The sequence below is a fragment of the Flavobacterium sp. UM26 genome, from assembly GCF_057922445.1.
Map to the genome: position 1 here is coordinate 66,594 of NZ_JBVHCY010000005.1, position 15,412 is coordinate 82,005.

A 15,412-nucleotide genomic window follows, 5' to 3' on the forward strand; every position below is an offset into this window, starting at 1 on the left:
TTTTTTTTGTTCTTTTAGGTATATTCTTGTAGCACTTCTTCGATTACATCTTCTATAGAAGGTTGAGAGGCTACGATAATGTTCTTGATTTTATTTTTTTCTAAAGCCTCGGCGGTGGTTTCGCCTATGCAAAAGCAAATTTCGTTTTTTATTTTGTTTGCTGCTAAATAACTTTCGACCGCAGATGGACTAAAAAATAAAATGCCTTCTACTTTTTCCTGAATCGGTTTGGGAGACAAAGTGGTCGTGTAAACCTGAATTTCGTTGAAAACAATACCCGCGCTTTGCAAGGCCTCGGGCAAAGTATTTCTGCGAAGGTTTCCGCTAAAAAAAGTGTAGCTCGCCTTGCCATAAATTAACGCAATAATCTCGGCCAAATCTTCGGCATATCCGGTGTAAGCAACTACTTCATAACCTGCTTCGGTGAGCATTATTTTGGTTTTTAATCCAACACAAAAAACTTTGTTTTGTTTAAATTCTGCTGCTTTGGGATGTTTCAAGAAATTTTTCACGGCATTTTGACTGGTGAAAATCAAATGCTCGTTTACCGAATCTAAAGAAAAATCCGTGGCGGTGGTTTGAATAAAATTGGTTTCGATTACTTCAAAATGAGCGTCCAGCAAAGCTTGCTTTTGATTAGGCAAAAGTGTTTTGGTAGATAATATTCGGATGGATTGACTCATTTTTATGTTTGTTTTCTGAAAAAGCCTTTTGTTATTCTCTTAGCCCCGATGGGAGGGAATATCCTTTTTTGTGCCGATTTTTTTCGGGACAAAAAAGATAGGAAGGACAGCGGGAACCCATATTGGCAAAAAAGCCTTTTGTTTCGCTCCTTACTTTTTCAAGGTTTCTTTTATCGTTTTCATCAACTCGGTGCCGCCATTGTTGAGGATTTCTTCGGCTGAATGGTAGCCTAGATTTTTCCACTCTTCGATGGGTACAACTTTGTTGATGGCTATTTTTTGTTGGCCGTCGATAGAAAAAAGAACGCCTTCGAAATGAATGGTGTCTTCGTCTTCGTTATAGGTTGCCAAGGCTCCGATGGGCGCGGTACAACCTCCTTCGAGACGGCGTAAAAATTGACGCTCGATGTGGGTACACACCTCGGTTTCGATATCGTTCAATTCGGATACGGCTTCGCGACAAAACTCGTCCTCGGCCATGGCAACCACTACCATTGCTCCTTGCGCAGGTGCGGGAATCATCCAATCCAAATTGATAAAATCCGTTGGTTTTAAATTGATGCGTTCTAATCCTGCGGCGGCAAAAACGGCTCCACTCCAGTCACTGTCTTGCAATTTTTGCATACGAGTATTGACATTGCCTCGCAAATCGACCACTTTATGATTAGGATATTTGTTGAGCCATTGGGCTTGGCGACGCAAACTTCCGGTGGCGATGGTACCGCTACCTTCTAGAAAATCTAGATTGCCTTTGTGTACCAGAATATCTAAGGTGTTTGCACGCTCTAAAACGGCAGCTTGCACAATGCCTTGTGGCAATGCGGTGGGCACATCTTTCATAGAATGTACCGCAATATCGACTTGACCGCTAATCATAGCGACATCAAGAGTTTTGGTGAAAATTCCGGTGATTCCTAATTCATATAGTGGTTTGTCCAAAATGATATCGCCTTCTGATTTCACTGCGATAATCTCTGTTTTGTACCCTAAGTCGTTTAGTTTTTTCTCGACCGTGTGGGCTTGCCAAAGCGCGAGTTCGCTATCGCGGGTTCCAATACGAATGGCCCTATTACTTCCCGAAGAGGGAATAGCAGAAGCGGAATTTGATTTCTTGTTCATTAATTTATACAGTTATTCGACAACTTATGTTATTCCTCCTTTGGGGGCTAGGGGGCAGGATTTATTTGAAAAACTTTTTCAATCCATTCAATGCTTTCATCGACCATAGTTTCTTCATCTTTGAGGTGATTGGCAAAATGAGTCGTGATTTTCTGAATGATACGGTTGCTGATGATTTCGGCTTGTTCTTCGTTGAAATCGGCTATTTTCTTGCTTTGAAAGTTCAATTCGGCCTCTTTGATGGCGTTGAGTTTTTCTTTCAAGGCATGAATAGTAGGAGCAAATTTTCTAGATTTGGTCCAAGCTAAAAATTCATTTTTAATGACTTCAATAATGGCTTCTGCAGCTGGAATGTGTAATTTTCGGTTTTCTAAGGTTTCATCGGTCATTTGAGACAAGTGATCCAAATGAATCAAAGTCACTCCTTCTATTTCCGTTACATTTTCATGAACGTTTTTTGGGATAGACAAATCTAAAATCAGCATGGGTTTTTTCAGATTCAAAATCGCTTTGTCCACCGTTGGATTTTGTGCGCCTGTTGCTACCACTACCACATCGGCTTTTTGTAATTCTAGGTGCAATTCGGAATGATCTTTTACAATCAAATTTAGTTTACCTGCTAATTTTTCGGCTTTGTCTTTGGTTCGATTAATTAGTGTAATATGTTCGTTTTTTGTATGTTTTACCAAATTCTCACACGTATTTCGGCCAATTTTTCCAGTACCAAAAAGTAGAATATTCTTGTTCCCGATATCTGGAACATTTTTGATAATATACTGAACCGAAGCAAAAGAAACTGATGTAGCTCCAGAACTTATTTCGGTTTCGGTTTTAATTTTTTTGCTAGCCTGTATCACAGAATTAATCAATCGCTCCATGAAAGCATTGGTTAAATTCATAGCTTTCGACTCGATAAAACCATTTTTAAGTTGGCTAATGATTTCGAAATCGCCTAAAATCTGACTATCTAATCCGGTTCCTACTCTAAAAATATGATTGATGGCGTCTTGATTTTTAAAAACGTAGGCAACTTTTTGAAATTCTTCGACGGTGCCTTGGCTGTTTTCACACAGCAATTTAATCAATTGAAATGGATGCTCAGCGTAACCATAAATTTCGGTACGGTTACACGTAGAAGTAACGATTAAAGCAGGAATTCCCTCGTTTTTTGCTTGTTGTAGCAAATTGGTTTTGGCCAATGCATCCAGACTAAATTTACCTCTGATCGCAGCATCGGCTTTTTTATAGCTTAATCCAACCGAGTAAAAATAGTGGTGCTTAGCACCTTGATTTTTTTCCATAAATACAGTTCCTGTAAAAGTGGAACAAAGCTAGAACTATCGCTCGTATAAAAACAACGCTAAAAGTTCTTTTTGTGTCGCTCAATGCTTTTTTGGATTTATTTCGTTATTTACAAGCAAAAACGTTTATTTTTGTAGCAAATATACGGCTTAAACAATGATTTATTTAGAGTCATTCTAAATAAATAGGATTCGTGAAAAACTTTTTTTTATTTAAAAAATGTCGCTATGAGTTCACAAGAAATTATAAAAATAGAAGAAGATTTCACTTTATTGCGTTTTCAAAATGATGGTGTAACCCCTTTTCAAACGCATCATGAGGTAAGCAATGGTTTGATTCAATTTCATTTTGGATTGAAAGGAAAAGCAAAATTTTTATTCAATCAAGGCAGTTATGCTCTAGAAATGAACGAAGAAAAGTCCTATTTGTTTTACAATCCTCAAAAAGAATTACCCCTCAATCTAGAATTAGCGCCCAACACTTGGGTGATTACCATTTTGATTTCGATTCAAAAATTTCATGGTTTGTTTTCTACCGAAGCCAGCCACATTCCTTTTTTGAGCAACGAAAACAAGGATAAAAAATATTATAAAGAAGGCGATATTAGTCCTTCTATGGCTATTGTGCTAACGCAGTTGTTTCATTACAATTTAAATCCTTCGATTAAAAATTTATATTATAAAGGTAAAGGTTATGAGTTATTGAGCTTATATTTCAACCGTTCCGAAGATCCCAATGCTGAGCAATGTCCTTTTTTGATTGATGAAGACAATGTGATGAAAATCAAAAAGGCGAAAGAAATCATCATTGCCAATATGGCCGAACCTCCCGGCTTACAAGAACTAGCCGATACGATTGGATTAAATTTAAAAAAACTAAAAATGGGGTTCAAGCAAATTTACGGCGATACCGTTTACGGCTTTTTATTCGATTACAAAATGGATTATGCCCGTCAATTATTAGATAGTGGTTCCTATAATGTAAACGAAGTAGGCTTGAAAATTGGCTACAGTACCGGGAGTCATTTCATAGCTGCTTTCAAAAAGAAATTTGGTACAACACCTAAGAAATACTTGATGTCTATTAACTCATCCATACTATAAACCATTAGTTTTAACTATCACATAGACATAAAAAAGAATAAGTCCTATAACTGATAAAAACAGTGTTTATCTATTTTTGAAACCAAAATCAATAAACGCAAGTTTTCATCCCAATAAATAAAACAAAAACATGAAAGGTGTATTATTAGTCAACCTAGGTTCCCCAGAAAGTCCAACTGCTAAGGATGTTAAACCATATCTAGACGAATTTTTAATGGATAAATATGTGATAGATGTCCCTTATCTATTGCGCGCTTTGTTGGTTCGTGGTATTATTTTACAAACCCGTCCCAAAAAATCGGCCGAAGCCTATGCTAGAATTTGGACTAGCGAAGGTTCTCCTTTGATTGTAATTTCGAAAAAAATGCATCAAAAAGTGAAACAATTGGTAGACATTCCAGTAGCTTTAGCGATGCGTTATGGAACGATGACCATTCAAAAAGGCTTGCAAGAACTCAAAGACCAAGGTGTAACTGAAGTAATGCTTTTGCCTTTGTATCCACAACACGCGATGGCTTCAACAACTACTATTGTGGTTTTAGCTGAAGAATTACGTCAAAAGTATTTTCCAGAAATGACCTTTACGAATGTTCCTGCATTCTACAACAAACCTGATTATATTCAGGCACTTTCTAATTCTATCAAAAAGCATTTGGAAGGATTTGATTACGATCATTTATTATTCTCTTATCACGGTATCCCAAAACGTCATATTCGCAAAACTGATGTGACGAATTCTCATTGTAAAATTGATGGTTCTTGTTGTAACACGCCTTCACCTGCACATGAGTTTTGCTACCGTCATCAATGTTATGAAACTACCAAGCAAGTAGTAAAATTATTAGGAATTCCAGAAGGCAAATACAGCCAAACTTTCCAATCGCGATTGGCTGGTGACAAATGGCTTACTCCTTATACCGATGTAGAAATCAATAAAATGCCCGAACAAGGCATTAAAAAATTAGCAGTGGTAACCCCAGCTTTTGTGGCTGACTGTTTAGAAACGCTAGAAGAAATCGCTATGGAAGCCAATGAGCAATTCCTTCATCATGGTGGAGAAGAATTTTTGGCAGTACCCTGTATGAATGATGAAGACGAATGGTGTAGTGTGGTAGCCAATTGGATTAAAGAATTCAAGAAAGTATAAATTTGTTAAAGGTTTGAAGTCGCTATAAAAACTTCAAACCTTTAACTTGAAATCAAAATAAATGGAACTCTACAACTACCTTAAATCCTTACACATCATTTTTGTAGTTACTTGGTTTGCGGGTCTTTTTTATATCGTTCGCTTGTTTGTCTACCAAATTGAAGCTGCCGACAAGCCCTCGCCAGAGAAAGAGATTTTGCAAAAACAATACAATCTGATGGCCTATCGTTTGTGGTACATCATCACTTGGCCATCTGCTGTTATTACGTTTTTTGTTGCTTTTTGGTTGTTACTTTTTACTGATTTAGGTAGAGGCTGGTTGCAAATGCCTTGGATGCATGTCAAACTAGGATTTGTTTTCTTGTTGTATTTGTATCATTTTAAATGCCATCAAATCTTTACGCAACTGCAACGCAATGAAGTAAAATATACCACCAATCAAATGCGCCTTTGGAATGAAGGAGCAACTCTTATTTTATTTGCTGTGGTGTTTTTGGTAGTACTCAAAAATGCTTTTAACTGGGTGTATGGTGTGATTGGTATTTTTTTATTTTCAATCATAATCATGTTGGGATTTCGTTTTTACAAAAAAATTAGAGAAACTAACCAATCTCCAAAATAGGAGCAGGCAACTATGAAATCATTGAACTTTCAAATTAAAAATCAAATTCCCCCATTGGGGGTTAGGGGGCTATTATGCTAAACAACTTCAACCTATCGATGCTTTCCTTACGCACTAGGATTTTCCTATCGATGATAGTTGTTATTGTAGTTTCAAGTATTTTGCTAGCCTCTATTTCAATTTTACAATTCAAGAGTGAAGCGAGAGATTACCATCAAGAACGATTAGAGCGAAAAGAGACAGCAATTAAAGAGCATATTAATTATGTCTTGTCAACCACCACATACCCATTGACACCTAAAAATTTAGAATTAATTTTTAAGGATAAAATTCACGAATTATCCCAAATTCACAATATTGAAATCAATATTTATAGCCTAGACGGTCATCTTTTAAAATCATCAAAAGAGTCCTTTTCTATCGATAAAATGGCTCCGCCTATTCCAAAATACATTCTGAAACTGGTTCGTTCCTCGATTGACAAACGTTTTGTAGACATCAAAACTGTCGACGGCGTTAAAAATCGTTCGTCGTATAGCCAAATCAAAGACGATAAATTCAAACCACTCGGCGTATTAAATTTGCCTTATGTAGAAGATGATAGTTTTTATGAAAAAGAACTACACAACTTCCTCATACGATTAGGACAAGTCTATTCTTTTATGCTGATTGTTGCTTTTGCTTTGGCTTATTTCTTGGCTACGTACATCACCAAATCGTTAAAAACAATCGCCGACAAAATGAGCGAAACGAATATTGAGCAGAAAAACGAAAAAATTGTTTTGGATGCCAATAGCCGTGAAATTAATTTATTGATTCGTTCTTACAACGAAATGGTCGATAAATTAGAGAAAAGTGCGCTTAAACTGGCGCAAAGCGAAAGAGAAGAAGCTTGGCGTGAAATGGCAAAACAAGTGGCGCATGAAATCAAAAATCCGTTAACACCCATGCGATTGACGGTACAAAGTTTCCAAAGAAAATTTGACCCAAACGCAGTAGATGTAAAACAAAAACTCAACGAATATTCCGAAACCTTAATTCAGCAAATTGATATCATGAGTGCCGTGGCTTCTGCTTTTTCGAACTTTGCCTCTATGCCAGCCCAACAAAACGAAACACTGAATGTAGTAGAAGTAGTCGAACTGGCTTTGGATATTTTCAATGAAGATTATATTGTTTTTGAAAGTCAATATCCGTCCATAATTTCGAGTATGGACCGCTCTCAACTCATTCGTGTAATCACCAATTTGGTCAAAAATGCCATACAAGCCATTCCAGAAAATCAGCAAGAAAAAGCTATCAAAGTGGTCGTAAAAAGAGAACACAACCAAGTCATTATTTTGGTTCAAGACAACGGAGTAGGAATTGCAGAGCAAACAGTGCCCAAAATATTCGAACCCAAATTTACTACCAAAACAAGCGGTATGGGACTCGGCCTAGGAATTATCAAAAACATCATAGAAAATTACAACGGAACAATTACCTTTGATACACAATTAGGAAAAGGCACTACTTTTAAAGTGACTTTGCCCATAATTCAATTCTAAAAAAAAATAGCGTTATGAACTACGAAAATATTTTAATCGAACTAGAAAACAATATTGCCATCCTTACCATCAATAGACCTTCAAAGTTAAATGCTTTGAATATTGACACCATAAATGACCTTCACAAAGCCATAAAAACATTGGGGAAAAACAAAGAAATTCAAGTGATACTAATTACAGGAAGTGGTGAAAAAGCTTTTGTTGCTGGCGCCGATATTTCTGAATTTGCTCATTTTACCATTGCCGAAGGTGCTCAACTCGCTAGTGAAGGGCAAGAAAAATTATTCGATTTAATCGAAAATCTAAAAACACCAGTCATTGCAGCTATCAATGGTTTTGCCTTGGGTGGTGGATTAGAATTGGCTATGTCTTGTCATTTCAGAATTGCTTCAGACAATGCCAAAATGGGACTTCCAGAAGTTTCCTTAGGCGTAATTCCAGGATATGGAGGAACACAACGTTTACCACAACTCATTGGAAAAGGTCGCGCTATGGAATTGATTATGACCGCCAGCATGATTGACGCAGAAACCGCCAAAAACTATGGCTTGGTAAATCATGTAGTACCTCAAGCAGAATTGTTGGATTTTACCAAAGGAATCGCTCAAAAAATCATGAAAAACTCCCCTTTTGCCATTGGTCGAGCTATAAAAGCCATCAACGCTAATTATAAGGACGGCAAAAATGGTTTCGAAACCGAGATCAAAAACTTTGGAAAATGTTTTGGAACAGCTGATTTTAAAGAAGGAACTACTGCTTTCCTAGAAAAAAGAAAAGCCAATTTTACAGGGAAGTAAATAAGTAAGCAGTGGTCAGGTTTTAGTAATCAGTTTGCTAAAACAAGGTCTTTTTGATATTCAAATATCATATTATTATATTTTTTGATATTTGAATATCAAATAATTATATTTTTAAATTTAAATAGAATAAACCTAAACCTATTGCCATGTCCTTCCAACCTGTATTTGCTGAATTTTGGCAAAAAGTAATCGAGAGTATCGAAGACCGTACTTTTGCTAAATTGACTTTGGCCAAAACCATTGGGGATACCGAGTTAAAAAATATTTATGCTCGCCCTATTATAACCGCTCAGAATACTTTAGAATTTTCAATAATTGCGCGCTATAAAACCGAAGAAATAGAAAGTTTCCATTCGTTAGAGGAAGCCTTTTTGGTATTGAGTCCGTATATGAATAATCCGTTTTTGACCGCCTTACTTTTTACTTCAGAAATGGATTTGACATTCAAATTGAACAAAAAAAGAGCAGGAAGTTTGACAGAAAGCGAGCCTACTTTTAAAAATGCTTCTGATGTTATGCTGGAATTAAAAGCTAGTGAAAATAAGTAATTTTAGTGCTATTTGATTTTACCATATTGCTGTACTATAGCCACTGAATACTAATAACGACCAAGTGAGCACTAGACTTCCCCTTCCCACTCGGCATAAAACTGAGCTAAGAAGTTTTCCATGTATTTATGCCTTTTCGTTGCTAACACTGCGCCTGTTTGGGTATTCATTTTATCAGCAAGCAACAATAATTTCTCATAAAAATGATTGATGGTTGGCGCTTGACTGTTCTTATATTCTTCCTTGGTCATGTGCAAATTAGGAGCAATCTCTGGGTCATACAGAGCTCTGTTTTTGAACCCTCCATAATTAAACGCTCTGGCAATTCCAATGGCACCAATCGCATCCAAACGATCTGCATCTTGCACAATATCCAATTCAATAGATGAAAAACTGCGCTTAGTTTTACCGCCTTTAAAAGAAATATTTTCAATGATTTGCACTACATGTGCAATCACTTCTTCGGCTACGTGTTGCGATTCCAGAAAATTTCTCGCCGTTCTTGGACCTATGGTCTCGTCTCCTCCATGAAATTTACTATCTGCAATATCATGTAGTAAAGCGCCTAACTGAACAACAAGTGTATCACAAGACTCTGACTTGGCTATGAGTAAAGCATTCTTATACACCCTCTCTATATGAAACCAATCATGTCCTCCCTCTGCATTGGCAAGTGTTTGTTTTACAAAAAGAATTGTATCGTGAATTAGTTTAGCGGTATTCATTTGGGGTGTTTTTTTTATAAAAAAACTGATTTTTAAAGGGAGTTCCTAAAAAAATCAGTTCTCTTTATGATCTTACTTTATATCTAAAATAGCTCAAAATTAAGGATTACAATCTTGCAGGCTCTACCCATTTAAAGATATACGACTCAGCTGGGATTACCAAACGTTCTGAAATTTTTGCCATTCTTGCTGGTAATTTCATTAAATAATCTCTTGCTTTTTCAGCTTCGTCAGTTAATCCTCCAATTTTATCGATTTCCCATTTATCGATTAATTTTTGCATAATCTCTACATAATCCGTAGCAGTATACACACCTATACGTTGAGCAGAATCAGAAAATTGCTCGAAAGCAGAACTTATCTTTTGTCCAGATTCTCTTAAAAAGTGAGCCGGCATCACTATTTTTTGTTTCATCATGTATTGAAAAGCCAACATCATTTCGCTAGGATCTACTTTAAAAATTTGATTTACAAATTCGCTATAGGCTAAATGATGACGCATTTCGTCACCTGCAATCATTTTACAAAGTTTAGACAATTTCTTGTCCCCAAAATTCTTAGCCAATTGCGACACACGATTGTGAGATACATAGGTAGCTAATTCTTGAAAACTAGTATACACAAAGTTCTTATACGGATCAGTTCCCGTGCCGATATCAAAACCGTCGTTAATCAAATGTTGCGTTGTAACCTCAACCTCACGCATATTTACACGCCCTGACAAATACAAATATTTGTTCAACAAATCTCCGTGGCGGTTTTCTTCACCTGTCCATTGGCGAATCCATTTAGACCAACCATTGCGCTCTTGGTTATCTACTCCTTCTACTTCCATCAACCAAGATTCATAGGTTGGCAAAGCTTCTTCTGTAATGGTATCTCCTACAAGAGCTACCCAGAAATCATAAGGCAAATCTTTAGCAATTTCTCTTAATTCTCTTACTTCTTCTAAGAAAGTATCGCTCTCAGAATTAGGCAAAAAATCAGAAGGTTGCCATATTTTTTCTACCGGAATTAGAAATTGATCCACAAAACTGTCGACGTTTTTTTCTAAAAACTGCATCACTTCTAATCGGATGTTTTTTATTGACATGGTATTTATTTATTAAAATTGAATTTTACTTACTACTGCGGCTTCTGTTTTCTGAATCAACTCTTCAAAAGCATAGTCTTTAACTGCCATAGGCTCATGAATGGTAAACGTTAAACGATTTCCTAGACCCATCGGAAAAGCACCATAACGCACCATCTTCCAGGAATTATTTATTGTGATAGGCACCACATAAGCAGAAGGTGCATATTTGCATAATATTTTTAATCCGCTTTGCGCAAACTCCTTTGGTTTTCCTGTTTTACTTCGGGTTCCTTCAGGGAAAATAACGGCTGAACGGGTGTTTTTTTCTATATATTCTGATAAGCCTTTGATGGTTGGTATGGCTTGTTTCGGGTCTTTTCTATCAATCAAAACTGAACCTCCGTGACGCAAATTATAGGACACACTCGGAATTCCGCTTCCCAATTCCTTTTTACTAACAAACTTGCAATGAAAACGACGCATGTACCATATAATTGCTATAATGTCATACATGCTTTGATGATTGGCTACCACTATTAGGGGAACGTTTTTAGGTACACTATCCAAATTCTCAAATCGGTACGTGGTGCCCAAAATATTGGTACATCTAACCAAAAAGAAGTTTAAATAATCGACACTTTTTTTATGGGCTTGGTATCCAAATACATTAAAACAAATCCATTGGATAGGGTGAAAAATTACCAGACAAAGCCCAAAACACAAATAGTAAATTACGGATAAGGGGTACGAAATTATTTTTTGCATGCTATTGAAATAAAGGGCCAAAAGTACGAATTAAATTTTTTAATGCGATTTAAATCCTAAACAATAATCCATTTGGGGTTTAATTGTACCTTTGTACCCTAATTCGCATACTGTTTTATTGAATGTAATGGATTTCAGTTACCCAAAAGAAGAAAAGCTCAAAAGCAAAACCACCATCGGACTATTATTCACCGAAGGCAAATCGGTATCGAAATATCCATTGCGATTGGTGTATTGCCAAGAGAAAAAAGAAACCACACAGAAAATAAAAATGGGTGTCTCCGTTTCTAAAAAATACTTCAAGAAAGCCGTAGATCGCAATTACTTCAAACGCGTACTGAGAGAAACTTATCGATTAAACAAACATATACTGATTCCACATTTGGATGAACCCTATGCTTTTATGTTTTTTTACCAAACCAAAGAGCGTTTGTCTTTCGATGAAATCAATACCAAAACGATTCAATTGTTTGAAAAATTTGTAGCACATCAAGCTCAAAAAAAAGCAAACGAAGCTAAAATCAGCGATTCAACCAGCACAGAATTGTCCTAAAAAAACGGATTCCCTTTATTATTCCTCTTTTATTACTAATTTAGAGGTCTATTTATAAACCAACACTTAGATTATGAACGCATTTTTCCAAAAAAAATACATCATTCCCGTTTTGGCTTCTGCCTTTTTGTTTGTTGGGGTAAGTTTTAAAAATGATTTCTTCGAAATTGCCAAGCAAATAGAAATATTTACGACTCTTTTTAAAGAAGTCAACTCTAATTATGTAGATGAGACTAATCCCGGTGATTTGATGGATAAGGCCATCAAAGGGATGTTGGCGAGTTTGGATCCCTACACCAACTACTTCAATGAAGCAGATGTGGTGAAGTTCAAAATCAACAACACGGGTGAATATACTGGGATTGGCGCATTAATCAGTCGTAAGGAAGACCAATTGATTATCAAAGAACCCTACAAAAATTTTCCTGCCGACAAAGCGGGTCTTAAAGCGGGCGATGCTATTATTCAAATTGGAGATGTGGTACTAAAAGACTTCAAAGACGATGCTTCACAATTGCTAAAAGGTTCTAAAAACACTAAGATTGACATTAAATATATTCGTCAAGGAAAAACCCTAAGCACCCAATTGGTTTTGGATGAAGTAGAAATCAAATCGGTTCCTTTCTTCGGGAAAATTGATGCAAAAACCGGCTATATTGTACTTACTCATTTCACCAAAAAAGCCTCCTCAGAAGTAAAAGACGCTTTGGAACAACTCAAAAAAGAAGGTGCCGAACGCATCGTTTTGGACTTAAGAGACAATCCTGGTGGACTGTTGAATGAAGCGGTGAACATTTGCAATTTGTTTGTGCCCAAAAACGAAACCATAGTAACCACCAAATCGAAAGTAGAAAAATACAACAACACCTATAAAACGACTCGAGAACCAGTAGATTTGAACATTCCCTTAGTCATCATCGTCAACGGAAAAAGCGCTTCGGCTTCAGAAATTGTGGCAGGAGCGTTACAAGATTTGGATCGTGCGGTGGTTTTAGGCAGTCGCAGTTTTGGAAAAGGATTGGTACAGCGTCCTATCGATATGTCTTTTGGAACACAAGTAAAAGTAACTATTTCTCGTTACTACACCCCTTCTGGTCGTTGCATACAAGCTTTAGATTACACCAGAAAAGATAAAAATGGAGTAGCTACGCGTACAGAAGAAAAAAATTATAATGCTTTTAAAACCAGAAAAGGAAGAACCGTATACGACGGAGGAGGTATTCAGCCTGACATTGAATTAGCAGAAACACAAGTAAGTGCTATAGCCAATGCGGTAGTGAGAAACGAGGCCATCTTTGATTATGCCACTACGTATTATTACAAAAATCCAAATTTAGGCAACACCATTCCAACTATCACCGATGCGGATTACAATGATTTCAAACTGTTTTTGAAAAACAAAAAATTCAATTTGGATACCGAAACCGAAGTAAACTTGAAAAAGACTTTGGCTGCTGCCAAAAAAGAAAAAATAGACGAAAGCATTACGGCGGAATACCAACAATTATTGAATGCTATTCAAAAAAGTGAATGGAATGCTTTGGACAAAAATCAAAAAGAAATTAAAAATTTATTGCTAGACGAGATTATCAAACGCTACCAATACCAAGAAGGGCTCTACCAATACTACATCAAAAGCAATCCAGAAATTAAAAAGGCGGTAAGCGTGTTGAATACTTCGGCAGAGTATAATAGTATTTTGAAGATGTAAGAGAACGCAGTAAAAATTAGCATCAATTCTTAAACATATTAGGCGTATAAGTATTCAAGTCAATGTGTAAAATTTTTGAACCATATAAGAAATTTATGGTCATATAAGTTAGTTTTAATGTCCTTTAAATTCTTCTCCTAATGTTTTAGAAATCAAAAATTAGTTTAAAACAACACTAATGTCAGTTCGAGCGCAGTCGAGAACCATTACTGCATCTAGACTGCGCTCGATGTGACAAAAAATAGAAATCTAAGAATCATAATTTATATGATTAACCCCTCTTCATCTCGATATGCGGAATGTCATCTTCTAAATACATTTCACTAATAGCCACAAAACCATGGCTTTCGTAGAATTTTTTCAAGTACAATTGCGCACCAATCGTGATGACTGATTCGTTAAAATGAGTTGCAATTCCAGCAATAGCGTTTTGCATCAATTCATGACCCCATTTTTTATCTCGATACCTAGCATCAACCACTACTCGACCTATTGAGGCTTCGGGAAAACTAATCCCTGGCGGTAATAATCGAGCATGCGCTACAACTTTATCTTCATACGTTCCAAAAAGATGTAGGGCTTTTTTATCTTTTCCGTCCAAATCCAAATAGACGCAATTTTGCTCAACTACAAAAATTTCACTTCTTAATCTTAAAATATCATACAGCTCATGAACAGTCAACGCTTCGAAGGATTTAATTTCCCATTGTAAACTCATAACAACTTTTATTTTTTTCTTTCAATTATTTGAACCGATTTAATAATCGATTCTAACTCAAACATTATATCTCTTTTTTCATCGGCGGGGGAGTAACAAAATCCTTCTAACACCATTATTCGGTTGTACTCTTTGTCAAAAATCACATAATTGATGAAGGGTCCAGACATAAAATCATTCTTTAATTCCCAAGTCCCTTTCGATTCAAAAGTGGGACGGTTATCTAATTTTATTTTGAACAAATACGGTGCATAGCCTTCGCCAGTTATCATAGGTGTTTGTGCTTCACGACCTTTGATGTATAACTTCCCAATAGAATCACGCATTCGAATGATTGAGGCAATAGGGTTTTTGGTTTTGATGGTATTTAGAGGAACTTGATAAAGCAACAGACTCATACTTCCGCTCACAATTTCTTTTTTTAACCAAATGAAACGAGGTTTTTGAACCGCATATTCAAAATCTGAAGGTACATCCAGACGAATATGAAATTTGTTCTCTATAATTTTGGGATTCAATAATGACTCCTTATTGATTTTTTGATTGGCTTGAATTTCGCCTTCTTTAATGATCTGAATCATTTCGGGACTGTGCTTTTCTAATAAATACAAAAGCGTATCATTAGTAGTTCCCGTAAGATGAAAAACAGTTTGCGGCCTGGCATATTGGTCTTTCTTGACTTCAAATCCTGTAGTTACCCCTTTTTTTACAACCACTATGGTACGGCTATCCGTTATGAAGCCTTCTACTAATTTATCTGGATATTGATTGATGGTAAATAAGGGTTCCTCCTGAGGCAACCCAAAAACAGGGGCTGCTAATTTATTTCGCAGCGAATCACCCACTTCCCCATTCCATAAAGCATCATTCATAATCACGGCAATCGTATTGATTTTACCAACCGATTCACGCAATAATGGTTCTTGTTTTTTTCCGCAGGAAAACAAGAATAACGAAACTAAAAGGTATAAAAAATGGGCTTTATTCATAATTT

General features: G+C 36.3%; 16 protein-coding genes. 8 read left to right on the forward strand and 8 right to left on the reverse strand.

What is annotated here, in order from left to right; all coding sequences use genetic code 11:
- Positions 1-14: 14 nt before the first annotated feature.
- The 3 genes from ACZ1AQ_RS07660 to hemA all read right to left on the reverse strand — a co-directional run bounded on the left by ACZ1AQ_RS07660 (position 15) and on the right by hemA (position 3,103).
- Positions 15-683 carry a uroporphyrinogen-III synthase gene (locus ACZ1AQ_RS07660; RefSeq protein ID WP_489632341.1) on the reverse strand — a complete coding sequence of 223 codons (669 nt, stop codon included), beginning with the start codon at positions 681-683 and terminating at the stop codon, positions 15-17.
- A gap of 150 nt (positions 684-833) precedes the next feature.
- Positions 834-1,802 carry a hydroxymethylbilane synthase gene (gene hemC / locus ACZ1AQ_RS07665; protein WP_489632342.1) on the reverse strand — a complete coding sequence of 323 codons (969 nt, stop codon included), beginning with the start codon at positions 1,800-1,802 and terminating at the stop codon, positions 834-836.
- 47 nt (positions 1,803-1,849) lie between these two features.
- Positions 1,850-3,103, reverse strand: coding sequence for a glutamyl-tRNA reductase (hemA, locus tag ACZ1AQ_RS07670; protein WP_489632343.1), 1,254 nt, complete (start codon positions 3,101-3,103; stop codon positions 1,850-1,852).
- A gap of 228 nt (positions 3,104-3,331) precedes the next feature.
- Here hemA and ACZ1AQ_RS07675 point away from each other — a divergent pair, with 228 nt between their 5' ends.
- The 6 genes from ACZ1AQ_RS07675 to ACZ1AQ_RS07700 all read left to right on the forward strand — a co-directional run bounded on the left by ACZ1AQ_RS07675 (position 3,332) and on the right by ACZ1AQ_RS07700 (position 8,871).
- Positions 3,332-4,207: a helix-turn-helix domain-containing protein gene (locus tag ACZ1AQ_RS07675; protein WP_489632344.1), complete on the forward strand. Its 876-nt coding sequence runs from the start codon at positions 3,332-3,334 to the stop codon at positions 4,205-4,207.
- Positions 4,208-4,337: 130 nt separating this feature from the next.
- Complete coding sequence (gene hemH, locus ACZ1AQ_RS07680) at positions 4,338-5,354, forward strand: ferrochelatase (RefSeq protein WP_489632345.1); 1,017 nt, start codon at positions 4,338-4,340, stop codon at positions 5,352-5,354.
- Between the two features lie 61 nt (positions 5,355-5,415).
- The gene (locus tag ACZ1AQ_RS07685) at positions 5,416-5,976 is read left to right on the forward strand and encodes a CopD family protein (RefSeq protein WP_489632346.1); all 561 of its coding nucleotides are present in this window, start codon (positions 5,416-5,418) and stop codon (positions 5,974-5,976) included.
- A 131-nt stretch (positions 5,977-6,107) separates the two neighbouring features.
- On the forward strand, positions 6,108-7,523 hold the full coding sequence (locus tag ACZ1AQ_RS07690; RefSeq protein ID WP_489632347.1) for a sensor histidine kinase: 1,416 nt from the start codon (positions 6,108-6,110) through the stop codon (positions 7,521-7,523).
- Between the two features lie 14 nt (positions 7,524-7,537).
- On the forward strand, positions 7,538-8,320 hold the full coding sequence (locus ACZ1AQ_RS07695) for an enoyl-CoA hydratase/isomerase family protein (RefSeq protein WP_489632348.1): 783 nt from the start codon (positions 7,538-7,540) through the stop codon (positions 8,318-8,320).
- A 149-nt stretch (positions 8,321-8,469) separates the two neighbouring features.
- Complete coding sequence (locus ACZ1AQ_RS07700) at positions 8,470-8,871, forward strand: hypothetical protein (RefSeq protein WP_489632349.1); 402 nt, start codon at positions 8,470-8,472, stop codon at positions 8,869-8,871.
- A gap of 71 nt (positions 8,872-8,942) precedes the next feature.
- Here ACZ1AQ_RS07700 and ACZ1AQ_RS07705 read toward each other — a convergent pair whose 3' ends face one another.
- The 3 genes from ACZ1AQ_RS07705 to ACZ1AQ_RS07715 all read right to left on the reverse strand — a co-directional run bounded on the left by ACZ1AQ_RS07705 (position 8,943) and on the right by ACZ1AQ_RS07715 (position 11,436).
- Positions 8,943-9,596, reverse strand: coding sequence for an HD domain-containing protein (locus tag ACZ1AQ_RS07705; protein ID WP_489632350.1), 654 nt, complete (start codon positions 9,594-9,596; stop codon positions 8,943-8,945).
- A 106-nt stretch (positions 9,597-9,702) separates the two neighbouring features.
- Positions 9,703-10,689: an acyl-ACP desaturase gene (locus ACZ1AQ_RS07710; protein ID WP_489632351.1), complete on the reverse strand. Its 987-nt coding sequence runs from the start codon at positions 10,687-10,689 to the stop codon at positions 9,703-9,705.
- Between the two features lie 12 nt (positions 10,690-10,701).
- Positions 10,702-11,436 (reverse strand): lysophospholipid acyltransferase family protein, encoded by a 735-nt coding sequence (locus ACZ1AQ_RS07715; protein ID WP_489632352.1) that lies wholly within the window; start codon positions 11,434-11,436, stop codon positions 10,702-10,704.
- A gap of 127 nt (positions 11,437-11,563) precedes the next feature.
- On the opposite strand from ACZ1AQ_RS07715, the gene rnpA reads away from it, so the two are divergent.
- Positions 11,564-11,989, forward strand: coding sequence for a ribonuclease P protein component (gene rnpA / locus ACZ1AQ_RS07720; protein WP_489632468.1), 426 nt, complete (start codon positions 11,564-11,566; stop codon positions 11,987-11,989).
- Positions 11,990-12,062: 73 nt separating this feature from the next.
- Complete coding sequence (locus ACZ1AQ_RS07725; RefSeq protein WP_489632353.1) at positions 12,063-13,700, forward strand: S41 family peptidase; 1,638 nt, start codon at positions 12,063-12,065, stop codon at positions 13,698-13,700.
- Positions 13,701-13,971: 271 nt separating this feature from the next.
- Here the strand turns inward: ACZ1AQ_RS07725 and ACZ1AQ_RS07730 are convergent, their stop codons facing one another.
- Both ACZ1AQ_RS07730 and ACZ1AQ_RS07735 read right to left on the reverse strand, forming a co-directional pair.
- Entirely contained in the window at positions 13,972-14,418 is a 447-nt protein-coding gene (locus ACZ1AQ_RS07730; RefSeq protein ID WP_489632354.1) for a GNAT family N-acetyltransferase, read from the reverse strand.
- A gap of 8 nt (positions 14,419-14,426) precedes the next feature.
- Positions 14,427-15,407, reverse strand: coding sequence for a DUF4837 family protein (locus ACZ1AQ_RS07735; protein ID WP_489632355.1), 981 nt, complete (start codon positions 15,405-15,407; stop codon positions 14,427-14,429).
- Positions 15,408-15,412: the final 5 nt, after the last annotated feature.